Below are 20,692 nucleotides of genomic sequence, written 5' to 3'. Positions count from 1 at the left end.
GGAGACGCCCCCATGGGCAAGCGCGTACTGATCGTGGACGACGAACCCAACATTCTGATCTCGCTCGAGTTTCTGATGAAGCGCGAGGGCTACGAGGTGCAGGTGGCCCGCGACGGGGAGGAAGGCTTGGCCCTCGCCGGCAGTTGGCGGCCGGATGTGGTGCTGCTCGACGTCATGATGCCGCGCAAGAGCGGCTTCGACGTGTGCCAGGCCATCCGGGCCGATGCCGCGCTGGCGGGCATGCGCGTCGTCATGCTCACGGCCAAGGGGCGGGACACCGACGTTGCCAAGGGTCTGGCGCTCGGCGCGGATGCCTATCTGACCAAGCCCTTTTCCACGCAGGAACTGGTGCGCCGCGTGCGCGAACTGCTGGAGGCGCAGGGGTGAGGCGGCGCATCGACCCGCGTCTGTGGTGGCTGCTGGCCGGTGCCGCAGCCGTGTCGCTCGCGTGGTTGGCGGTGACGGTGGGGCTGATCGCGGTCACCCTCGAGGTCGATGCCCGCGCGCGCATGCTCGATTTGCTGGGCGACCGCTGGGGCTTCGTGTTGCTGATGTGGCTGGTGGGCATGGCGGCCATCGCGTGGGGGCTGCAGCGCGCCTTCGACGTGGGCGTGCACCCCTGGCGGCGGCTGGCCGAGGAGGCCCAGGTGCTGTTGACCGCGCAGGGCGCGCCGGCCCTGCGCGAGCGCGGCCCGGCGGAAGTGCGGCGGGTGGCCCAGTTGTTCAACCAGCTCGTGCAGCAGCGCGAGGCGTGGCGCGCCCAGGTGGACGAGCGCGTGCGCGAGGCGGCGCGCGGCATCGAGCAGGAGAAATCGCGCCTGGCCGCCCTCATGTCCGAACTGACGCAAAGCGTCGTCGTGTGCAACCTGGACGGGCGCGTCCTGCTCTACAACAACCGGGCGCGTTGGCAGTTCCGAGCCCTGTCCCAGGCGCCCACGTTGGCCGGCGGGGCGGAGCTGATCGGCTTGGGGCGCTCCATCTACACGGTGTTCGACCGGGCGGTCATTGCGCACGCGCTGGAGAGCATTCGCCAGCGTTTGCGCCGGGGGGCGGCGCATCCCAGCGCGCAGTTCGTCACGGCCACGCGCGGCGGGCAGTTGCTGCGGGTGCAGGTGGCTCCGGTACGGCAGGCGGAGGGTGGCGAGGAGGCCGAGCAGGATCTGGCCGGCTTCGTCCTCGTGCTCGACAACATCACCCGCGACCACGAACAGGCGGCGGCGCGCGAGCGGCTCTGGCTCGATCTGACCGAAGGCAGCCGCCGCTCGCTGGCGAATGTGCGTGCGGCGCTGGAGGTGCTGGAGTTGCCCGACGCCGATCCCGCGCTGCGCGAGCGGCTGCTCGGCGTGGTGCGCGACGAGGTCCAGGCCCTGGGCGACCGGGTGCAGCGCCTGGTCGCCGACGGCGCCGCGCAATGGGGCAGCCAGTGGCCGATGGAGGACATGTTGGGCGCCGATCTGGTGGCGGCGATCGAGCGCCGTCTGGCCGATGTCGAAGGGCTGCAGGTGGGCGTGGGCCCCGTCGATGGCGAGGTCTGGCTGCGCATCGAGAGCTTCGCACTGATACAAGCCGTGGTCTATCTGGCGCGCCGGCTGCACCAGGAGGGGGGCGTTGCCGCCGTTACCCTGCGGCTGCAGCCTGTTGCGGCGGCGCAAGGGCGGGCCGGCGCCCAGGCGCACTTGGATCTGGCCTGGGCCGCCCCGACCGGCGAAGCGTCGATTGCCGGTCTGATGGGCTGGGAGCTGGACCCGATGCGCGTCGGCGACGGGGGCTTGGCGGCGAGTGTGCGCGATGTGGTGGAGCGCCACGGCGGCGCCTTGTGGGTGGAGGCGGACGCTCAGGCGGGCTTGGCCTTCTTCCGGTTGCTGTTGCCGGCGATCGAGCCGGTGGAGCCGGCCGATGTGCCCCCACTCGTGCGCACCGAGAGTCGGCCCGAGTATTACGACTTCGACCTGTTCCGCCAGTCTCCCGCGGCGCAGGCGTTGGACGATGTGCCGCTCACGGCGCTGGCCTATACGGTCTTCGATACCGAGACCACGGGTCTGAATCCGTCCGAGGGTGACGAAATCATCCAAATCGGCGCCACGCGCATCGTCAACGGCAAGCTGCTGCGGCACGAGAGCTTCGAGCAACTCGTCAACCCGCGCCGCTCCATCCCGCGCGAATCCATTCCCATCCACGGCATCACCCCGGAAATGGTCGCCGGTCAGCCCGACATCACGCAGGTGCTGCCCGCCTTCCACGCCTTTGCCCGCGACACGGTGCTGGTGGCGCACAACGCGGCATTCGACATGCGGTTTTTGCAGCTCAAGGAGCGCGCGACCGGGCTGGTGTTCGATCATCCGGTGCTCGACACCTTGCTGCTGTCGGCGGTGGTTCACCCCGCCCAAGCATCGCACCGGCTGGAGGAGATTGCGGCCCGGTTCGGCATCCCGGTGATCGGGCGTCACACGGCGCTGGGCGATGCTTTCGTGACGGCCGAGGTGCTGCTGCGCCTCATCCCGCTGCTGGCCGAGCAGGGCATCCACACCCTGGGCGAAGCGCGCCGCGCGGCCGAGCGCACCTACTACGCCCGTCTGACGTATTGATGCCGGGTGTCGATACCGGGGCGTACGCTGCCCCGGCCCTCAGAAGCGCCCCGCGAGATAGCGCTTTTCCAGCACGCTCTGCAGGTCCTTCACGACGCCGAAGGCATCCTTCAGGTGGCGCCGTTCGAGTTCGGAGAGCTCGTCGAGCCGCAGGTAATTGTCCGCGGCTTGGCCATCGGCCATCAGGCGAGCCTGGTGCTGGATGCGCAGTCCGCTCAGAAACTCCAGCGCGTCGATCAGATCGCGCGTGCGCTCGGCACTGATTTCGCCGCTGCTGGCCGCCGCCTGCAGGCGCTCGCGCGTGCTGACCGCCGGGATGCCGCCAGCCAGGGCGTAAATGCGCGCCAGGTCGATGATCGGCACGATGCCGGTGTGCTTGAGGTCCACCGTGCCTTCGTGCTCCCCGTGGCGGATGGTGCTGATCCCCCCCAGCCATCCCAGCGGCGGCTGATGGGTCAGCGCGTTGCCCACCATGTGCGCCAGAAAGATCCGCTGCCCCGGCGTGCGCTGCAGCACCTCCGCGCGCAGGGTGTCGAGCAGCGCGCGTTCGCCATGCACGAAGCGCTGATCGAAAAAGACGCAGGTCAACATCAGGGCCTTCGGCTCGGGGCGCTCGATCCAGGTCAAGAAATATTCGCGCCACCGCGCCAGCGGCTGCCGCCAGGTGTCGGTGACCGCCATCATCTCGCCAGGGCAATAGACATAGCCGCAGGCGTTGAGCCCGTCGCACACGAATCGCGCCAGCGCTTCGAAATAGGCGCCGTGCGCCACAGGGTCGTAGCGGTCGTCCAGAACCAGGCAGTTGTCCTGGTCGGATTTGGCGGTCTGTTCATTGCGCCCCTGCGATCCGGCGGCAACCCAGGCATAGGGCACGGGGGGCGGGCCGTACTGGGCCTCGGCCAGTTGCAGCAGGCGCGAGGTGAGGGCATCCGTCATGGCCGAAACGATGCGCCCCGTGGCGTGTGCGCTGGTGCTGGCCGCGGCCAGTTGCCGCTGGAGCTGGCCGATGCGGCCGGCCGTCGCCACCAGTTCTTCCACCGACTCTTGTCGGTAGATCGCGCCGGCCAGGTTGACGGCGGAGTTGCTTTGTTGCTGCTGCAAGTCGCTGCTGGAGACGACGCCGACCACCGTGCGCCCGTCCATCACCGGCACATGATGGATGTTCAGGCGGGCCATGAGCAGCAGTGCATCGAACGCATGGTCCCCGATGTCCACCGTTTGCAGCGCGGTGGTGGCGATCTCGATCACGGGGCGCGCCGGGTCCAGCCCCTCGGCCAGCACACGGTTGCGCAAATCGCGGTCCGTCACCAGGCCGACCAGGGCGCCGTCGTCGGCCACCAGCACCGACGAAATCCGGTGCTCGCGCATGATGCGCGCGGTCGCTTGGATGGGCAGTTCAGGCGGGACTGTCACCGGGGGGCGCCGCAGCAAGGCCCGCACCGGCAGGGTGGCCAGAGGGATGGAGTCGTCGACCGGTCGCTCGTCGGGAGGCGTGTGCATGGCAAGGGTGGCCCGGGCGGGACCAAAAACCGCTACGATGCCATGCTACACCCGTACCGTCCGCTGCCACGACCAACGCCCGCCACGGCTTTGCGTTGCGTCAAGCCGCTGCCGTCTTTGCGCCATGCCCGCGTCGCCCGACTCCCACCTTCGCCCTTTCCTCGACCGTCTGTACTGGCGATTCACCTGGGGGTTCATCGGCTTCGTGCTGCTGCTCGGGGTGTTGGAGCGCCTGGGCTGGTCCAAGAGCGCCATCGGCCTGACCTTCCTGCTTGGCACCTTGGCCGTCTATGCGACGATCGGCATCCTCACCCGCACCATCGACCCGGTCGAGTACTACGTGGCTGGGCGGCGCGTGCCGGCGTTCTACAACGGCATGGCGCTGGCGGCGGACTGGCTGTCCGCGGCCTCGTTTCTGGGGTTGGCGGGCACGCTGTACATGCAGGGCTTTGGCGGCCTGGCCTTCTTGCTCGGCTGGACGGGCGGCTTCGTGCTGGTGGCCTTGTTTTTGGCACCGTACTTGCGGCGCTTCGGACAGTTCACCATCCCCGACTTTTTGGCGGAGCGCTACGGCGGCCCGGTGCCTCGACTGCTCGGCGTGTTTGCGCTGCTGTTGTGTTCGTTCATCTACGTCGTGGCGCAGATTTATGGGGTGGGTTTGATCACCTCGCGCCTGACGGGGCTGGCCTTCGAGGTGGGGGTGTTCCTCGGCCTCGGGGGGATTCTGGTCTGCTCCTTTTTGGGGGGGATGCGGGCTGTGACCTGGACGCAGGTCGCCCAGTACATCGTCTTGATCCTGGCTTATGTCACCCCGGTGGTCTGGCTGTCCGTCAAGCAGACCGGCTGGCCCGTGCCTCAGCTCACCTATGGCATCCAACTGCAGAAGGTCACGGAGCGCGAGCACGCCCTGGCCGAAAGCCCGCAGGAGGTTCATGTGCAGCGCATCTGGGCCCATCAGGCCCATGTGCTGCGCGAGCGCCTGCGCGATCCGGCCGCCGCCCTGGAACGTGAGCGCACCCAGGCCGAGCGCCACATCGAGTCGCTGCGGCGCTACGACGGCGATCCGGCGGACATCGCCGAGGCGGAGCGGCTGCTGTCGCGCTTGCCGCGCGACGAGGCCGCCGCCCGCGCGCTGTGGACGCGCCAGCTCGAGCAGGCGCAGACCAAGACCACCGCGCTCGGCGGCATGCCACCGCAGGCGCGCCCCTACGCGCAGGATACCGCCGAGACAGGGCCGCAGGCGGGGGTGGAGCCTTCGCGCCGCAATTTCCTGGCGCTCGTGTTCTGTCTGGTGGTGGGGACGGCTGCCTTGCCCCATTTGTTGGTGCGCTTCTACACCGTCCCGAATGTGCGCCAGGCCCGGCAGTCGGTGGCGTGGGGCGCGGGCTTCATCGCGCTGCTGTACCTGACGGCCCCGGCGCTGGCCGTGATGGTCAAGTTCGAGGTGCTCAACGGCTTGGTCGGCACCTCGTTCGACGCTTTGCCTCACTGGGTGAGCGCCTGGAGCCGCGTCGATCCTGGCCTGTTGTCGGTGCGCGACGTCAACCGCGACGGAGTGCTTCAGTTGGGCGAAATCACCATCGGGCCCGACATCATCGTGCTGGCTGCCGCCGAAATCGCCGGCTTGCCGTATGTCGTCGCCGGCCTCGTCGCGGCCGGGGGGCTGGCCGGAGCGCTGTCGACGGCCGACGGGTTGTTGTTGGCCATCACCAGCGCGCTCAGCCACGATCTGTACTACAAAACCCTCGATCCGACCGCCGAGACGGCGCGCCGCGTCACCCTGTCCAAGGTGCTGCTGCTCGTGGTGGCCTTGCTCGCCGCCTACATCGCGGCACAGAAGCCGGCGGACATTTTGTTCCTCGTGTCGGCGGCGTTTTCCCTGGCGGCGGCGGCCTTCTTTCCGGCGTTGGTGCTGGGCATCTTCTGGTCCCGGGCCAACGGGCCGGGGGCCGTGGCGGGCATGCTGGCGGGGCTGGCGGTCACGGTCTATTACATGGCCGCGACGCAGCCGTGGCTGCGCTCGGTGTTGGGTCTGACCGGTGAGCCGCGCCTGTGGTGGGAAATCCAGCCGATAGCCGCGGGGGTGTTCGGCGTTCCGGTGGGGCTGGCGGTCACGGTCGCCGTCAGCCTGATCACCCCGGCGCCATCGCCGCAGCGGCGCGCCTGGGTGCGGCGCTTGCGCTCGCCATCGGCCGGCAAGCTATAATCGCAGGCTTCCTTGCCACACCCCAGTTGACGCGGGGGTGGCAGTTGTTCCACAAGGAGAGTTCATGCGTCACTACGAAATCGTCATGCTGATCCACCCGGATCAGAGCGAGCAGGTGCCCGCCATGCTGGAGCGCTACAAGGGCATGATCACGGCCGGCGGCGGTGCCATCCACCGCGTCGAAGACTGGGGTCGTCGCCAGCTGGCGTACCAGATCAACAAGCTGTCCAAAGCCCACTACCTGTGCCTCAACATCGAGGCCGGGCAGGAGGTCATGAACGAGCTCGAGCACGCCTTCCGCTTCAACGACGCCGTGCTGCGTCACCTGGTGGTCCAGAAGAAGAAGGCCGAGACCGGCCCGTCGGCGATGATGAAGGCCGTCGAGCGCGAGGAAGCCCGCAAGGCGCAACAGGAAGCCGCTGCTTGACCCCAGCAGGGGCGACCGCGTCACCCGTCAACCGCCTGGTGCTCGTGGCCACGCTCGCGCAGTGCGCGGCCATGCGCTACAGCCCGGCTGGCATCCCCGTGTTGGATGTGCTGTTAGAGCATGCATCCGAGCAGGTGGAAGCCGGCCAGCCCAGGCGAGTGGCCCTGCGTCTGAAAGGGGTGGCGTTTGGCGCCGATGCCGAACGACTCGCCATCCAGCCGCTGGGGGCCACGCTGTGGTGTGCAGGGTTTCTGAGCTCTGCGCGCCGCGGCAACGGGGTCGTGTTCCACATCCAGGATTTCAAGCCGATTTAGGAAACCATCATGGCTGCACCGCAACGCAATCAGGGCAACCGCCCCAAGCGCGCCAGCAACAACCTGCTGTTCAAGCGCAAGAAGTTCTGCCGCTTCACCGTCGCCGGCGTCGAGGAAGTCGACTACAAGGACGTCGACACGCTGAAGGATTTCATTGCCGAAAACGGCAAGATCATTCCCGCCCGCCTGACCGGCACCCGCGCCATCTACCAGCGCCAGGTCGCCACCGCCATCAAGCGCGCGCGCTTCCTGGCGCTGTTGCCGTACAGCGACCAGCACCGCGTCTGAAGGAGCCCGAGAACATGCAAGTCATCCTGCTCGACAAGGTCGTCAATCTGGGCAACCTGGGCGACATCGTCAAGGTCAAAGACGGCTATGCCCGCAACTTCCTGATCCCGACCGGCCGCGCCCGCCGGGCGACGCAGTCGGCCATCGACGAGTTCAACGCGCGCCGCGCCGAGCTCGAAAAGGTGGCTGCCGCCAAGCTGGCCGAGGCCCAGGCCCTGGGCGAAAAGCTCAATGGCATCACCATCAAGCTGTCGCAAAAGGCGGGGGTGGACGGCCGTCTGTTCGGCTCGGTCACCAACCACGACATCGCTGCGGAGCTGACCAAGGCCGGCTACCCGGTCGCCAAGGCTCAGGTTCGTATGCCCAACGGCGTGCTCAAGATGGTGGGCGACTACACCGTGTCGGTGGCGCTGCACACCGACGTGGTGGTCGACGTCAACGTCCAGGTGCTGGGCGAAACCGTCTGATCCGTCAGGCCGTTCCGTCCGCAAACCAAAAGGCCGCCTCGCAGGCGGCCTTTTTCGTGGTCACTTTCGTGGCACGGAGGGCGCCGCTTCGGTGGCGGTCCGCCCGGCGACTCTGCCGGAGAGGGCGGTCACCAGAGTTTCCACCACGGACCGCTGTCGCGGCGAAATCCCTGGGTGAGGAATGGGCTGGCAGGGAAGTTGGCTTCCAGCACGCGGCGGGCATCGCGCGCCTGGTCGGGCATCTCCAGCGCCTCGTACGACTTCATCAGGATGTAGAGCGCCTCTTCGGTTGCCGGGACGTTCTGGTAGTCCTTCAAGGCCGCCTGGGCGCGGTTGATCGCGGCCACGAAGGCCCCGCGCCGGTAGTAGTAGCGGGCGACGTGTACCTCGGACTGCGCCAGGGAGTTGACGATGTACGTCATCCGTTGACGCGCATCGGGGGCGTAGCGCGAGTCGGGGAAGCGCTCGACCAGTTCCTTGAAGGCTTCGAACGAGTCTTTGGCCGCTTTCTGATCCCGCTCGGAGAGGTCCTGTTGCGAGATGAAGCCGAACAGCCCCAGGTTGTCGTTGAAATTGACCAGCCCCTTGAGGTAGAGGGCGTAGTCCAGCGCCGGGCTGGCCGGGTGCAGTTTGATGAATCGGTCCAGCGTGGCAATGGCCTGGGCTTGCTCGCCGTTCTTGTAATGGGCGTAGGCCTTTTCGAGCTGGGCTTGTTGCGCCAACGGGGTGCCGGCGGCCCGGCCTTCGAGTTTTTCGAAGTACTGGATGGCCTTGTCATAGTTGCCGGCCGCGCGCTCGTCCATGGCCTCGGCGTACAGCTTGTTGGGGCTCCAGCCGGCAGTGACGTCCTTTTCGGGGCCGCTGGCGCAGCCGGCCAGCAAGGCGATACCCAGGGCGATGGCGGACAGGGTGGGCGCGCGCAGGCGATCGGCGGATAATCGGTGGGTCTTCATTGGGCGCCCCTCAGGCGCGCTGCCGCAGCAGCAAACATGGTGTCAAAAATTATAGAGGTCGAGGCCGGCGTCGCGGCACGGGTCGACGCGGCGGACGGTGCTGCGGCAGACCCCGGCGCCGAGTCGGAGTGGCGCCGCTTCCTGGTGGATGCCGGCGGGCATGGCGAGCGGCTGGACCGCTGGCTCGCGGCGCACGTGCCCGAGGTGTCGCGCAGCTATCTGCAGCAGCTCATCGCCGAGGGGGCCGTGTGCCTGGACGGGGCCGTGCAGACCAAGCCGGCGCGGCGCTTGCGTGTGGGCGAATCCCTGGCCATCGAGCTGCGTCCGACCGCGCAGGCACAGGCCTTCGTGCCGCAGTCGATGGCCTTGCCCATCGTGTTCGAGGACGACCATCTGCTCGTCATCGACAAGCCAGCGGGCTGGGTGGTGCACCCTGCCGCCGGCCATTGGTCGGGCACCTTGCTCAACGGCCTGCTCGCGCACCACGCGGGTGCTGCGCGCCTGCCGCGGGCGGGCATCGTGCACCGGCTCGACAAGGACACGAGCGGCCTGATGGTCGTGGCCAAGACGCCGAGGGCGTTTGACGCCCTGGTGGCCATGATCGCCGCGCGCGAGGTGCAGCGCATCTATGTGGCGCTGGCGGGCGGGCCGTGGCGGCACCCGGATCGCGTGGGGGTCGATCAGCCGATCGGGCGCGACCCGCGCCAGCGCCTGCGCATGGCCGTGCATCCGCCCGAAAGCGGCGCGGCCAAGCCGGCGCGCACGGACATCCGGCGGCTCGACGGCGGTACGCCCGGGCGCGCCGAGTGGGTGTTGGTGGGTTGCAAGCTGCACACCGGGCGCACCCACCAGATTCGCGTCCACCTGGCGTGGCTGGGGCATCCGCTGGTCGGGGATACGCTCTACGGCGGGCGGCTGGCTCTCGGTATGGAGCGTCAGGCCCTGCACGCCGTTCGGCTGGGGTTGCGGCATCCGGTCGGTGGGGACTGGCTCGCCTTCGAGAGTCCACTGCCTCCCGATCTGGCCGCCGCCGTCGCGGCGGCCGGTCTGCACTACAATCCCGCCCTCCTGTGGGCCATCGGGCCCGATGGCGAGCACGACGGCCCCGGGCACGACCGAATCACCGGCAGCGCATGAACACGACCGACGCCCGCCGCATTCTGGAAACCGCGCTGCTGTGCGCGGCCCAACCCCTGTCCCTGCGGGAGCTGGGAGCGCTGTTCGACGGTGCCCTGGCACCCGATACGCTGCGCCGCCTGCTGGCGGATTTGCAACTCGCGTGGGCAGATCGGGGGCTGGAGCTGGTGTGCGTGGCGAGCGGCTGGCGGTTTCAGAGTCGGCCGCAGTTGCGGCCGTTTCTGGACCGGCTGCACCCTGAAAAGCCGCCGCGCTACAGCCGTGCGGTGCTGGAGACCCTGGCGATCATCGCCTACCGACAGCCCGTGACCCGCGGCGACATGGAGGCCATTCGCGGTGTGACCATTGGCACCCAGATCCTCAAACAGCTCGAGGACCGGGGCTGGATCGAGGTGATCGGCCACCGCGAAACGGTGGGGCGCCCCGCGCTGTACGCGACGACGCGGCAGTTTCTGGACGATCTGGGCCTGACGTCGCTGGACCAGTTGCCGCTGCTGGAGGATACGGACGCGCCCGCCCGCGACGACGCGGGGCTGGAACTCGCCTTGCTCGATGGGGCCGAACACGCCGGAGCCGAACGACCCGCGGACGGCCCCGCCCACGACGTGGCCCCGGTGGCCGCGACGAACGAAAGACAGTCATGAAGAAAACGCCTCCCGGCACCCGATCCAGCGCCCGATCCAGCGCCCCCCGTGCCCGCTCCGTGGCGGCTGCGCCCCGTCCCACCCCGGTCACCCGGCCCGCCGCGCCGCAGGCGGGGGACACCCTCAAGCTGCACAAGGTGCTGGCGCAGGTGGGACTGGGCTCCCGGGCGGACATGGAGCAGGCCATCGCCGCGGGCCGTGTGACGGTCAACGGCGAGGCGGCGCATGTGGGGCAGCGCATCGCCAGCGGCGACGTGGTCAAGTTGGACGGCCGCCTGGTGCGCTGGCGCGCCGCGCCGACGCGCCTGCCCCGCGTGCTGGCCTACCACAAGCCGACCGGCGAGGTCGTGACGCTGGACGACCCCGACAACCGGCCCACCGTGTTTCGCAATCTGCCCCGTCTGCGCTCAGGCAAGTGGATGGCGGTGGGGCGGCTGGACATCAACACGGAAGGGTTGCTGCTGTTCACCGATTCCGGTGAGTTGGCCAACCGCCTGATGCACCCGCGCTTCGGTCTGGAGCGCGAATACGCCGTGCGCGTGCTGGGCGCGCTGTCGCAGGAGGAGCGGCAGCGCCTGCTGGCGGGCATCGAGCTGGACGATGGCCCGGCCCAGTTTCGCTCGGTGGAGGACGGCGGCGGCGACGGCGCCAACCGCTGGTATCGGGTGACCATCGCCGAGGGCCGCAACCGCGAGGTGCGCCGTCTGTTCGAGGCGGTCGGCCATGCGGTCAGCCGCCTGATCCGGGTGCGCTACGGGGCTGTCGAATTGCCGCGCGGCCTGCGCCGTGGTGCCTACATGGAGCTGGACCCGCGTGTCGTCGCGCAACTCATGGAAGCGGCGGGAGCGCCGTTGCCCGCTCGGCCGGTGGCGCCCCGGCGTCGGGCCGGCCCGCCCCGCGGGGCCGGTCCGCGGCCGAGCCGTCCCCCCGCCCCGGAGCGGGAGCGGCGAGGGGTGGGGCAGGGCGCGCGTGCGCCGCGCCGCCGCGCCGGTTAAAATCGCAGGTTTTGTCTATCATCCCCAACCATTTCGATCATCATGGCCATCGAACGCACCCTCTCCATCATCAAGCCCGACGCCGTCGCCAAGAACGTCATCGGCCAGATCTACAGCCGCTTCGAGGCCGCCGGCCTCAAGATCATCGCGGCCAAGATGGTGCACCTTTCGCGCGGTGAGGCGGAGCAGTTCTACGCCGTCCACAAGGAGCGCCCGTTCTTCAAGGATCTGGTGGACTTCATGGTGTCCGGCCCGGTCATGGTGCAAGTGCTGGAGGGCGAAAACGCCATCGCCAAGAACCGCGAGCTGATGGGCGCCACCGACCCGAAGAAGGCCGCCCCCGGCACGATTCGCGCCGACTTCGCCGACAGCATCGACGCCAATGCGGTGCACGGCTCCGACGCCCCGGAAACCGCTGCCGTCGAGGTGGCGTTCTTCTTCCCGGGCATGAACATCTACTCCCGCTGATCATGTCATGACGGCCAATTTGCTCGACTTCGACCTCGAGGGGTTGGCCGCTTTCTGCGAGCGGCTCGGACACAAGCGTTTCCGCGCCGTCCAGCTCTTTCGCTGGATCCACCAGAAAGGCGTCGCGCGCTTCGAGGACATGACCGATCTCGCGCGCGACCTGCGCGAGCGGCTGCCTGCGGTCGCGCGCGTGCAGGGCCTGCCGGTGCTCACCGAGCAGGCGTCGGCCGACGGCACCATCAAATGGCTGTTCGACGTCGGCGACGGCAACGCGGTGGAAGCCGTCTACATCCCCGAGGACGATCGCGGCACGCTGTGCGTGTCCAGCCAGGCCGGCTGCGCGGTCGGCTGCCGCTTTTGCTCCACGGGCCACCAAGGCTTCAGCCGCAACCTGACCACGGGCGAGATCATCGCTCAGCTTTGGTATGCCGAGCACGAGCTGCGGCGGCGCCTGGGAACGAGCGAGCGCGTCATTTCCAATGTGGTGATGATGGGCATGGGCGAGCCGCTGCAAAACTATGCCGCGCTCGTCCCCGCCTTGCGCGTGATGCTCGACGACCACGGCTATGGCCTGTCGCGCCGGCGCGTGACGGTGTCCACCTCGGGCGTGGTGCCGATGATGGACCGGCTGGCGCAGGATTGCCCCGTGGCCTTGGCCGTGTCGCTGCACGCCCCCAACGATGCATTGCGCGACCGCCTGGTGCCGCTCAACCGAAAGTACCCGCTGCACGAGCTGCTGGACGCCTGTCTGCGCTACCTGCCGGCCGCGCCGCGCGACTTCCTCACCTTCGAGTACTGCATGCTCGACGGCATCAACGACACCCCGCAGCATGCGCAGGAGCTGATCGACCTGCTGCGCGGTCATGCGGGACGGGGGGTGCCGTGCAAGGTGAACCTGATTCCGTTCAACCCCTTCCCCGAGTCGGGCCTGCAGCGCTCGCCGCGTGCGGCGGTCAAGGCGTTTGCCGATCGGCTCAACGCGGCGGGACTCGTCACCACCATCCGCAAAACGCGGGGGGACGACATCGATGCCGCCTGCGGCCAGCTCGCGGGCGATGTGCTCGACCGCACCCGCGTGGGCGAGCGTTTGGCACGGCGCGTGGACGACCTGGCCGTGGTGCGCGTGCACCGGCCAGCCCGCGCCACGGAGGGATCGGCATGAGTCGACGGCGGGCGTTGGCGTTGGGCGCGCGCGCAACGGTGGCACTGTGCGTGCCGGTGTGGCTCGCAGCCCTGGGGGGCTGCGCGGGGGCGGCGACGGGGGACGGCGCAGGCCGCGACTGGATCACCGAATCGGACGAGCCCCAGGCCCGCAAGCGGGCTCGCACCCGGCTGGAACTGGCCGTCGGCTATTTCGAGCAGGGGCAGACGACCGTCGCCCTGGACGAGGTCAAACAGGCCATCCAGATCGATCCCACCTACGCCGCCGCGTTCAACCTGCGCGGGCTGATCTACACCCAGTTGCGGGATTTGCGGCTGGCGGAGGAGAGTTTTCAGCAGGCCCTGCGGCTGGACGCGCGCGACGGGGACACCTGGCACAACCTGGGGTGGATGTACTGCCAGGACGGGCGCTATCCCTTGGCGTTCGATGCCTTCCGGCGCGCGCTGGAGGCGCCGGGCTACCGCTCCGCGGCGCGGACCTGGATGGCACTGGGCGTGTGCCAAGCGCGCGCGGGGCAGCCCGAGCCCGGAGAGCGCAGCCTGCAGCGCGCCTTCGAGCTCGACCCAGGCAACCCGGTGGTGCTGTACAACCTGGCGTTGCTGCTGCATCAGCGTGGCGACAGCGAACGGGCGCGGTTCTACATCCGCCGCCTCAACAATTCCGAGTTGGCCAACGCCGAATCCCTTTGGCTGGGCATCAAGATCGAAAACCGGCTGCAAAACCGCGAAGCGTCGCTCCAATTGGGTGAGCAGCTCAAACGCCGGTTCCCGGCCTCGCGCGAGGCCGGCTCCTACGAGCGGGGGGCTTTCCATGAGTGAGACGGGCGTCACCCCACCCGTGGCGCCGCCCCAGTCGGCCGGCGAAGCGCTGCGGCAGGCGCGTGAGCGCGCGGGATTGCACATTGCTGCGGTCGCGGCAATGCTGAAGGTGCCAGTCCAGCGCCTGGAAGCGCTGGAGGCTGGGCGCTACGAGGTGCTGCCCGACGCCACCTTCGTGCGTGCGCTGGCGCTGAGCGTCTGCCGCGTGCTCAAGATCGATGCCGCACCGATCCTCGCGGCCCTGCCGGCCGGGCAGGCGCCGCAACTCGGGCCATCCCGCGGCTCGATCGATGCCCCGATGCCCCGCGAGCGCGCCTCGCCCGACTTCGGCGGCAGCGAAGCCGGCGGCCCTCGCGCGCCACTGTGGGTCGCGCTGGCGTTGGTGGTGCTGGCCGGGGTGCTGTGGTTCGTGCTGCCGACCGCAGGGCACTCGCCCGAGGCCTCCGGGGCGGCAGAAACGCAGGGCGGTAACGCACCCGCTGCGGAGGCGCAGCCAGGCCCCAAAGAGGCCACTGCCAGCCCCCCTGTCGCGGCCGTGGCATCCACGGCCAATACCCACTCGAGCACGGCAGCACCGGCGTTGCCGGCCTCGGCCGCTGCTGCGCCGACGCCCCCGACCGTGCCGGCGGAGCCGGTGGCAGCGGCTCCGACTCCGGCGACGCAGGCGTCGGCGTCCGCCGTGAGCAGTGCCGCACCCGCCGCGCCCGCCGCCTTGCAGTTGCGCGTTCAGGCCGCGAGCTGGATCCAGGTCGTCGGCGCATCGGGGCGCGTCTGGCTGCAGCGCAGCCTGCAGCCGGGCGAGGACGTCCGCTTCGACGAGGACCTGCCGCTGGCGGTCACTGTCGGGCGTGCCGATGCCACCGAGGTCGTGGTGCGCGGGCAGCCCTTCGATCTGGGGCCGATGACCCGCAACAACGTTGCCCGTTTCGAAATCCGCTGATTGTCATGAGCGCCATCGACCCCCTGGCCGCCGCGTTGGGCGCAGCACCGAATGCCGACCGACCGATCCCACTGGGCGCCGCGGCCGCGCGTCGCTCCCGCCAGGGCGTCGTCGCCTGGGGTGAGCACCGCGTCACCGTCGGCGGCGATGCGCCGATCCGCGTGCAGTCGATGACCAACACCGACACGGCCGACGTCATCGCGACCGCCATCCAGGTCAAGGAGTTGGCGCAGGCCGGCTCCGAGCTGGTGCGCATCACGGTCAACCACGACGAGGCTGCCCGGGCCGTGCCGCACATCCGTGAACAGCTCGACCGCATGGGGGTGTCGGTCCCGCTGATTGGCGACTTCCATTTCAACGGCCACCGGCTGCTGGCCGACCACCCGGCGATGGCGCAGGCATTGTCCAAGTACCGCATCAACCCGGGCAACGTGGGCCGCGGCGAGAAGAAAGACCGCCAGTTCGCCCAGATGATCGAGGCGGCGCTGCGCTGGGGCAAACCCATTCGCATCGGCGTCAACTGGGGCAGTCTGGATGCCGATCTGCTCGGGCAGATGATGGACGAAAACGGCCGTCGCGCCGAGCCCTGGGATGCGCGACAGGTCATGTACGAGGCGCTGATCACCTCCGCGCTCGCATCGGCCGAACGCGCGGTCGAACTCGGCATGGCTCCCGAGAATGTGGTGCTGTCATGCAAGGTCAGCAACGCGCAGGACCTGATCGCCGTGTATCAGGAACTGGCGCGCCGCTGCGACTATCCGCTGCACCTGGGGCTGACCGAGGCGGGCATGGGCACCAAGGGCACCGTGGCGTCGGCGGCGGCGCTGGCCGTGCTGTTGCAGCAGGGCATCGGCGACACCATCCGCGTGAGCCTGACCCCGCAGCCCGGTGAGCCCCGCACCCAGGAAGTGGTGGTGGCGCTGGAGATTCTGCAGGCGCTGGGGCTGCGCGCATTCGTGCCGAGCGTCACGGCCTGCCCGGGCTGCGGGCGCACCACCAGCACCGTGTTTCAGGAGCTGGCCAAGCAGATCGACGACCACCTGCGCGCCGCCATGCCGGTCTGGCGCAGCCGCTATCCCGGGGTGGAGAACCTCAAGGTGGCGGTCATGGGCTGCATCGTCAACGGTCCGGGCGAGAGCAAGCATGCCGACATCGGCATCAGCCTGCCCGGCACCGGCGAGGCCCCGTCCGCCCCCGTCTATCTGGACGGTGAGAAGGTCACCACCCTGCGCGGCGAGCGCATCGCCGAGGATTTTCGCCAGATCGTCGAGGACTACGTCGCCCGCCGCTTTGGCGCCGGCGCGACCTGACGGGGCGCTCGCCGCGTCTTGCCCGCTGCTCTTTCGTTGGCACCCAGGCACCGCCGCGCCATGGCCGCGGTGCCCCACACCCGAGACCGAGATGACCGACAAAATCACCGCCGTCAAAGGCATGAACGACATCGTCGCGCCCGAATCCGCCCACTGGGAGTGGCTCGAGGCGCGCGTGCGCGATCTGTTCGCGCGCTACGGCTACCGCAACATCCGCACCCCCATCGTCGAGCCGCTGGCCCTGTTCGTGCGCGGTCTGGGCGAGGTCACCGACATCGTCGAGAAGGAGATGTACGCCTTCGAGGACCGGCTCAACGGCGAGCAGCTCGCGCTGCGCCCGGAGGGGACGGCCGGTGTGGTGCGCGCGGTGGTGGAGCATTCGCTGCTCTACGACGGCCCCAAGCGCTACTACTACATGGGCCCGATGTTCCGCCACGAGCGGCCGCAACGCGGGCGCTACCGGCAGTTTCACCAAGTGGGGGTGGAGGCGCTGGGCCTGGCCGGGCCCGAGGCCGATGCCGAACTGATCGCGATGGCCGCGGACCTGTGGCGCGAACTGGGCCTTCAGGACATCGCGCTGGAACTCAACAGCCTGGGGCAGCCCGCAGAGCGGCAGGCGCACCGCCAAGCGCTCATCGCGTATTTCGAGCAGCACCGCGATCAACTCGACGAGGACGCGCGCCGTCGCCTCTACACCAACCCGCTGCGCATTCTCGATACCAAAAACCCGGCGATGCAGGCTCTGGTGGAAGCCGCGCCCAAGCTGCTTGACCACCTGGGGCCGGCGTCGCTGGCGCACTTCGACACGGTGCGCCGCCTGCTCGATGCCCAGGGGATTGCCTACCGCGTCAATCCGCGGCTGGTGCGCGGGCTGGACTACTACCACCACACGGTGTTCGAATTCGTCACCACGTCGCTCGGGGCGCAGGGTACGGTCTGCGCCGGGGGCCGCTATGACGGCTTGATGGCCGAGGTCGGCGGCAAACCCGCCCCCGGCGTCGGCTGGGCCATGGGGGTGGAGCGGATATTGGAACTGCTCAAGGCCCAACAGCGCCTGCCCAATGTGCCGGCGCCGGATGCCTATGCCATCGTGCCCGATGCCCGGGCCTGGCCGCAGGTGATGCCCGTGCTGCGGGCTCTGCGCGCCGCCGGTCTGCAGGTGCTGATGCACGCTGCCGGGCCGGACGGGCAGGGCAGCATGAAGTCGCAGTTCAAAAAAGCCGACTCGAGCGGGGCGCGCTACGCGCTGATTTTTGGCGAGGCCGAGCTGGCCGCCGGGCAGGTGGCGGTCAAGCCCCTGCGCGAAGGGCTGAGTGGCCCCGTGGTGGCCCAGACCCTGCTGCCGATGGCCGAGGCCGCCGAGTGGGCCGTCCAGTTGCGCCCCGCCGGTGCGTCCTGACGCCGCCGATCGCGACCGGGGGGCACGCCCCTCTACAATCCCGCAACGTCGACACCCACCGGGCACCGCATGGCCTCGCATTACGACCTCGAAGAGCAGGAACAAATCGCCCAGCTCAAGGCATTTTGGGCAAAGTACGGCAACCTCATCACCTGGCTGTTGATCGGGGTTCTGGGCGCTTATGCCGCCTACAACGGCTGGCAATATTGGGAGCGGCGGCAGGCCGCGCAGGCGGCCGCCCTGTACGATGAGATGGACCAGGCCGCCCGCGCGGCCGATGTCGAGCGGGTGCGGCGCATCTGGGGTGATATGCAGGCCCAGGTGGCCCGCACGGCGCAGGCGCAGCATGGCGCACTGCTGGCCGCCCGGGTGTTGGCCCAGGCCGATCAAACCGCCGACGCGCGCGCGGCTTTGCAGTTCGTGATCGACCGTGGCCGGGACGAGGCCCTGGCGGCGCTAGCCCGCGTGCGCCTCGCGGGCCTGGAGCTGGACGCCGGCAACCTCGATGCGGCTTTGCGTCTGCTCGATGCCGATGTGCCCGAGGCCGTGCGCCCGTGGCGGGCCGACCGGCGCGGTGACGTGCTGCGCCGCCAGGGGCAGGACGAAGCCGCCCGCGCGGCCTACCTGGACGCCTGGAAAGCATTGGAGCCCGGGGTCGGCTATCGCGCCATCGTCGAGGCCAAGCTCAACGCGCTGGGTGTCGATCCCACCGCCCGTTCGGAGGCCAAGCCGTGAACTTCATCCGCCCCCCCGTTTACCCGCCCTCGCTCGTGCGGCGTGCAGCAACATGGCTGGCCGGTGCCGCCGTCGCGTTGGTGCTGGCCGGCTGTTCGTCCAGTGGTCGCAAACCCGAGCCCATGCCGCTGGAGCCGGTGGCCGCGCTCGTGCCCGCACGGCAGGTGTGGACGCAGGCGCTCGGCCCGGTCGATGCGCTGATGGTGCCGGCGGTCCATGGTGCATCGGTGGCACTGGTCAACGCCGCGGGCACAGTGACCGTGCTGGATGGCGAGAGCGGCCGCGTGCGCTGGCGGGCCGAGTCCGGTGCCCCCATGGCCGCCGGGGTCGGGTTCGATGGGCGGCGCGCGGCCGTCGTCACGCGCGACAACGATCTGGTGGTGCTGACCGAAGGCGGCGAGCGCTGGCGCCAGCGGCTGCCCGCGCGCACCTTCACGCCCCCGTTCGTGGCCGGCGAGCGCGTGTTCGTGTTGGGCGGCGACCGCAGCGTGGTGGCCTTCGATGCCGCGACGGGCGCACGCCTGTGGTCACAAACCAGCCGCGGCACCGAGCCGCTGGTGCTGCGTCAGGCCGGGGTGTTGGGCGCGGCGGGCAATACGCTGGTGGTCGGGATCGGCGGGCGTCTGGTCGGGTTGGACCCCGACACCGGGCGCACCCTGTGGGACGCCACCATCGGCCGCTCGCGCGGCGCCAACGAAATCGAGCGCCTCGTCGATCTGGTGGGTCGCTTGGGGCGTGACCGCGACGTGCTGTGCGCGCGTGCCTTCCAAGCCGCGATCGGCTGTGTGGATGCCCAGCGCGGCCGGGTGCTCTGGACGCAACCGGCCGACGGTACGACCGGCGTGCAGGCCGATGCCGAGCGGGTGTACGGCGTGGAGTCGAACGGCCGGGTCATCGCCCTGCGGCGCGAGGATGGCGCGCGCGCCTGGGCCAACGAGCGGTTGCTGTACCGGGGCCTCTCGGCACCGCTGGCGGTGGGCCGCTCCCTGGCCTTGGGGGATGCGCAGGGCCATGTGCACCTGCTGTCGCGCGCCGATGGATCTTTCTTGAACCGTTTGCCGACGGATGGCTCGCCGATCGTCGACGGCCCGCTGCTGGTCGGCAATACGCTGCTGGCCGTGACTCGCAACGGCGGCGTGTTTGCCTGGCGGCCCGAATGACCGCGTTCAAACCCGTCGTCGCGCTGGTCGGCCGCCCCAACGTCGGCAAGTCCACGCTGTTCAACCGGCTCACCAAGAGCCGGGACGCCATCGTCGCGGACATGCCCGGCCTGACCCGCGACCGCCACTACGGCAACGCCCGGCTGGGACGGCGCGAGTTCATCGTCATCGACACCGGCGGCTTCGAGCCCGATGCCTCCAGCGGCATCTACCGCGAAATGGCCAAGCAGACCCGCCAGGCCGTGGCCGAGGCGGATGTGGTGATCTTCGTCGTGGACGCGCGGGCCGGTCTGAGCGCGCAGGACCACGAAATCGCCGACTACCTGCGCCGCTTGGCCAAGCCCTGCCTGCTCGTGGCCAACAAGGCCGAAGGCATGCGCGAGGGCGCGCAACTGGCGGAGTTTTACGAACTGGGCCTGGGGGAGGTGATCCCGGTCTCGGCGGCGCACGGACAGGGCGTGCGCTCGATGGTCGAGGCCGCACTCGACCAGCTCATCTGGCCCGACGACGCGCCCGGAACCGATGAGGCCGCCGAGGAGGCGATCCGGCTCGCCGTCGCCGGCCGCCCCAACGTCGGCAAGTCCACGCTGATCAACGCCTGGCTGGGTGAGGAGCGGCTGGTCGCCTTCGATTTGCCCGGCACCACGCGCGACGCCATCCGCGTGCCCTTCGAGCGCGAAGGGCGCCGCTTCGAACTGATCGACACCGCTGGCCTGCGCCGCAAGGGCCGGGTGTTCGAGGCGGTGGAAAAGTTTTCCGTCGTCAAGACGCTGCAGGCCATCGAGAGCGCGCACGTCGTGCTCCTGCTGCTGGACGCCACGCAGGGCGTCACCGACCAGGACGCCCACATCGCCGGCTACATCCTGGACAGCGGCCGCTCGGTGGTCGTGGCGGTCAACAAGTGGGACGCGGTGGACGACTACCAGCGCGAGCAACTGCAGCGCTCCATCGAGGTGCGGCTGGCCTTTCTGAAGTTTGCGCCGTTGCACTTCATCTCCGCGCGCAAGCGCCAGGGCATCCAGGCGCTGTGGAAGTCCATCGCCCGGGCCTATGCCTCGGCGATGGTCAAGATGCCCACGCCGGTGCTCACCCGATTGCTGCAGGAGGCCGTAGCCTTCCAGGCCCCGCGCAAGAGCGGCATGTTTCGCCCCAAGTTGCGCTATGCGCACCAGGGCGGGCAGAAT

21 protein-coding genes are annotated in these 20,692 nt (G+C 69.5%); 19 read left to right on the top strand and 2 right to left on the bottom strand.

The annotated features are described in order from the left end of the window. Positions 1-12 precede the first annotated feature (12 nt). Both ACK4TH_RS08980 and ACK4TH_RS08975 read left to right on the top strand, forming a co-directional pair. Positions 13-387 carry a response regulator transcription factor gene (locus ACK4TH_RS08980; protein ID WP_409625320.1) on the top strand — a complete coding sequence of 125 codons (375 nt, stop codon included), beginning with the start codon at positions 13-15 and terminating at the stop codon, positions 385-387. Next, positions 384-2,585, top strand: coding sequence for an exonuclease domain-containing protein (locus ACK4TH_RS08975; protein WP_409625318.1), 2,202 nt, complete (start codon positions 384-386; stop codon positions 2,583-2,585). Before ACK4TH_RS08980 ends, ACK4TH_RS08975 begins: the two co-directional genes overlap by 4 nt. Before the next feature lie 39 nt (positions 2,586-2,624). On the opposite strand, the gene ACK4TH_RS08970 is transcribed toward ACK4TH_RS08975, so the two are convergent. Beyond that, positions 2,625-4,085 (bottom strand): putative nucleotidyltransferase substrate binding domain-containing protein, encoded by a 1,461-nt coding sequence (locus ACK4TH_RS08970; RefSeq protein WP_409625315.1) that lies wholly within the window; start codon positions 4,083-4,085, stop codon positions 2,625-2,627. A gap of 124 nt (positions 4,086-4,209) precedes the next feature. Here ACK4TH_RS08970 and ACK4TH_RS08965 point away from each other — a divergent pair, with 124 nt between their 5' ends. The 5 genes from ACK4TH_RS08965 (at position 4,210) to rplI (ending at position 7,787) form a co-directional block, all read left to right on the top strand. Next, positions 4,210-6,291: a VC_2705 family sodium/solute symporter gene (locus ACK4TH_RS08965; protein WP_409625312.1), complete on the top strand. Its 2,082-nt coding sequence runs from the start codon at positions 4,210-4,212 to the stop codon at positions 6,289-6,291. A gap of 64 nt (positions 6,292-6,355) precedes the next feature. Then, the gene (gene rpsF / locus ACK4TH_RS08960; protein WP_409625309.1) at positions 6,356-6,718 is read left to right on the top strand and encodes a 30S ribosomal protein S6; all 363 of its coding nucleotides are present in this window, start codon (positions 6,356-6,358) and stop codon (positions 6,716-6,718) included. Beyond that, the gene (gene priB / locus ACK4TH_RS08955) at positions 6,715-7,032 is read left to right on the top strand and encodes a primosomal replication protein N (RefSeq protein ID WP_409625306.1); all 318 of its coding nucleotides are present in this window, start codon (positions 6,715-6,717) and stop codon (positions 7,030-7,032) included. The genes rpsF and priB overlap by 4 nt, the downstream gene beginning before the upstream one ends. Before the next feature lie 9 nt (positions 7,033-7,041). Next, on the top strand, positions 7,042-7,320 hold the full coding sequence (gene rpsR, locus ACK4TH_RS08950; RefSeq protein WP_068609357.1) for a 30S ribosomal protein S18: 279 nt from the start codon (positions 7,042-7,044) through the stop codon (positions 7,318-7,320). A 14-nt stretch (positions 7,321-7,334) separates the two neighbouring features. Continuing rightward, positions 7,335-7,787 carry a 50S ribosomal protein L9 gene (rplI, locus tag ACK4TH_RS08945; protein ID WP_409625303.1) on the top strand — a complete coding sequence of 151 codons (453 nt, stop codon included), beginning with the start codon at positions 7,335-7,337 and terminating at the stop codon, positions 7,785-7,787. A gap of 128 nt (positions 7,788-7,915) precedes the next feature. Here the strand turns inward: rplI and ACK4TH_RS08940 are convergent, their stop codons facing one another. Further along, a complete protein-coding gene (locus ACK4TH_RS08940) occupies positions 7,916-8,740 on the bottom strand; it encodes an outer membrane protein assembly factor BamD (RefSeq protein ID WP_409625300.1) in 825 nt (274 codons plus the stop codon). Positions 8,741-8,776: 36 nt separating this feature from the next. On the opposite strand from ACK4TH_RS08940, the gene ACK4TH_RS08935 reads away from it, so the two are divergent. The 12 genes from ACK4TH_RS08935 to der all read left to right on the top strand — a co-directional run. Continuing rightward, positions 8,777-9,877 (top strand): RluA family pseudouridine synthase, encoded by a 1,101-nt coding sequence (locus tag ACK4TH_RS08935; RefSeq protein ID WP_409625298.1) that lies wholly within the window; start codon positions 8,777-8,779, stop codon positions 9,875-9,877. Next, positions 9,874-10,521 (top strand): SMC-Scp complex subunit ScpB, encoded by a 648-nt coding sequence (scpB, locus tag ACK4TH_RS08930; RefSeq protein ID WP_409625295.1) that lies wholly within the window; start codon positions 9,874-9,876, stop codon positions 10,519-10,521. Before ACK4TH_RS08935 ends, scpB begins: the two co-directional genes overlap by 4 nt. Beyond that, entirely contained in the window at positions 10,518-11,516 is a 999-nt protein-coding gene (gene rluB / locus ACK4TH_RS08925; RefSeq protein WP_409625292.1) for a 23S rRNA pseudouridine(2605) synthase RluB, read from the top strand. The genes scpB and rluB overlap by 4 nt, the downstream gene beginning before the upstream one ends. A 42-nt stretch (positions 11,517-11,558) precedes the next feature. Next, positions 11,559-11,984: a nucleoside-diphosphate kinase gene (ndk, locus tag ACK4TH_RS08920; protein WP_068609364.1), complete on the top strand. Its 426-nt coding sequence runs from the start codon at positions 11,559-11,561 to the stop codon at positions 11,982-11,984. A 7-nt stretch (positions 11,985-11,991) separates the two neighbouring features. After that, entirely contained in the window at positions 11,992-13,146 is a 1,155-nt protein-coding gene (gene rlmN / locus ACK4TH_RS08915; RefSeq protein WP_409625288.1) for a 23S rRNA (adenine(2503)-C(2))-methyltransferase RlmN, read from the top strand. Next, positions 13,143-13,964, top strand: a complete 822-nt coding sequence (pilW, locus tag ACK4TH_RS08910; RefSeq protein ID WP_409625285.1) for a type IV pilus biogenesis/stability protein PilW — start codon at positions 13,143-13,145, stop codon at positions 13,962-13,964. The genes rlmN and pilW overlap by 4 nt, the downstream gene beginning before the upstream one ends. Continuing rightward, positions 13,957-14,904, top strand: a complete 948-nt coding sequence (locus ACK4TH_RS08905) for a helix-turn-helix domain-containing protein (RefSeq protein ID WP_409625281.1) — start codon at positions 13,957-13,959, stop codon at positions 14,902-14,904. Before pilW ends, ACK4TH_RS08905 begins: the two co-directional genes overlap by 8 nt. A gap of 5 nt (positions 14,905-14,909) precedes the next feature. Next, on the top strand, positions 14,910-16,214 hold the full coding sequence (gene ispG, locus ACK4TH_RS08900) for a flavodoxin-dependent (E)-4-hydroxy-3-methylbut-2-enyl-diphosphate synthase (protein WP_409625278.1): 1,305 nt from the start codon (positions 14,910-14,912) through the stop codon (positions 16,212-16,214). Positions 16,215-16,305: 91 nt separating this feature from the next. Next, positions 16,306-17,613 carry a histidine--tRNA ligase gene (hisS, locus tag ACK4TH_RS08895; RefSeq protein WP_409625275.1) on the top strand — a complete coding sequence of 436 codons (1,308 nt, stop codon included), beginning with the start codon at positions 16,306-16,308 and terminating at the stop codon, positions 17,611-17,613. Positions 17,614-17,682: 69 nt separating this feature from the next. Continuing rightward, positions 17,683-18,348 carry a YfgM family protein gene (locus tag ACK4TH_RS08890; RefSeq protein ID WP_409625272.1) on the top strand — a complete coding sequence of 222 codons (666 nt, stop codon included), beginning with the start codon at positions 17,683-17,685 and terminating at the stop codon, positions 18,346-18,348. Beyond that, complete coding sequence (gene bamB, locus ACK4TH_RS08885; protein ID WP_409625270.1) at positions 18,345-19,508, top strand: outer membrane protein assembly factor BamB; 1,164 nt, start codon at positions 18,345-18,347, stop codon at positions 19,506-19,508. Before ACK4TH_RS08890 ends, bamB begins: the two co-directional genes overlap by 4 nt. After that, the coding region (der, locus tag ACK4TH_RS08880; protein WP_409625267.1) for a ribosome biogenesis GTPase Der at positions 19,505-20,692 on the top strand (1,188 nt) is incomplete at its 3' end. The genes bamB and der, both read left to right, overlap by 4 nt.

The sequence above is a fragment of the Tepidimonas sp. genome (assembly GCF_046292505.1).
In the GTDB taxonomy this organism is placed as follows: Bacteria; Pseudomonadota; Gammaproteobacteria; order Burkholderiales; family Burkholderiaceae_C; genus Tepidimonas.
Note: the sequence above shows the minus strand (reverse complement) of the source record. Positions and strands in the feature narration are given on the sequence as shown.

Coding starts and splice junctions, on each gene's coding strand:
- ACK4TH_RS08980 (WP_409625320.1), top strand. CDS start 13: ATGGGCAAGCGCGTACTGATCGTGGACGACGAACCCAACATTCTGATC.
- ACK4TH_RS08970 (WP_409625315.1), bottom strand. CDS start 4,085: ATGCACACGCCTCCCGACGAGCGACCGGTCGACGACTCCATCCCTCTG.
- ACK4TH_RS08965 (WP_409625312.1), top strand. CDS start 4,210: ATGCCCGCGTCGCCCGACTCCCACCTTCGCCCTTTCCTCGACCGTCTG.
- rpsF (WP_409625309.1), top strand. CDS start 6,356: ATGCGTCACTACGAAATCGTCATGCTGATCCACCCGGATCAGAGCGAG.
- rpsR (WP_068609357.1), top strand. CDS start 7,042: ATGGCTGCACCGCAACGCAATCAGGGCAACCGCCCCAAGCGCGCCAGC.
- rplI (WP_409625303.1), top strand. CDS start 7,335: ATGCAAGTCATCCTGCTCGACAAGGTCGTCAATCTGGGCAACCTGGGC.
- ACK4TH_RS08940 (WP_409625300.1), bottom strand. CDS start 8,740: ATGAAGACCCACCGATTATCCGCCGATCGCCTGCGCGCGCCCACCCTG.
- ACK4TH_RS08935 (WP_409625298.1), top strand. CDS start 8,777: ATGGTGTCAAAAATTATAGAGGTCGAGGCCGGCGTCGCGGCACGGGTC.
- scpB (WP_409625295.1), top strand. CDS start 9,874: ATGAACACGACCGACGCCCGCCGCATTCTGGAAACCGCGCTGCTGTGC.
- rluB (WP_409625292.1), top strand. CDS start 10,518: ATGAAGAAAACGCCTCCCGGCACCCGATCCAGCGCCCGATCCAGCGCC.
- ndk (WP_068609364.1), top strand. CDS start 11,559: ATGGCCATCGAACGCACCCTCTCCATCATCAAGCCCGACGCCGTCGCC.
- rlmN (WP_409625288.1), top strand. CDS start 11,992: ATGACGGCCAATTTGCTCGACTTCGACCTCGAGGGGTTGGCCGCTTTC.
- pilW (WP_409625285.1), top strand. CDS start 13,143: ATGAGTCGACGGCGGGCGTTGGCGTTGGGCGCGCGCGCAACGGTGGCA.
- ACK4TH_RS08905 (WP_409625281.1), top strand. CDS start 13,957: ATGAGTGAGACGGGCGTCACCCCACCCGTGGCGCCGCCCCAGTCGGCC.
- ispG (WP_409625278.1), top strand. CDS start 14,910: ATGAGCGCCATCGACCCCCTGGCCGCCGCGTTGGGCGCAGCACCGAAT.
- hisS (WP_409625275.1), top strand. CDS start 16,306: ATGACCGACAAAATCACCGCCGTCAAAGGCATGAACGACATCGTCGCG.
- ACK4TH_RS08890 (WP_409625272.1), top strand. CDS start 17,683: ATGGCCTCGCATTACGACCTCGAAGAGCAGGAACAAATCGCCCAGCTC.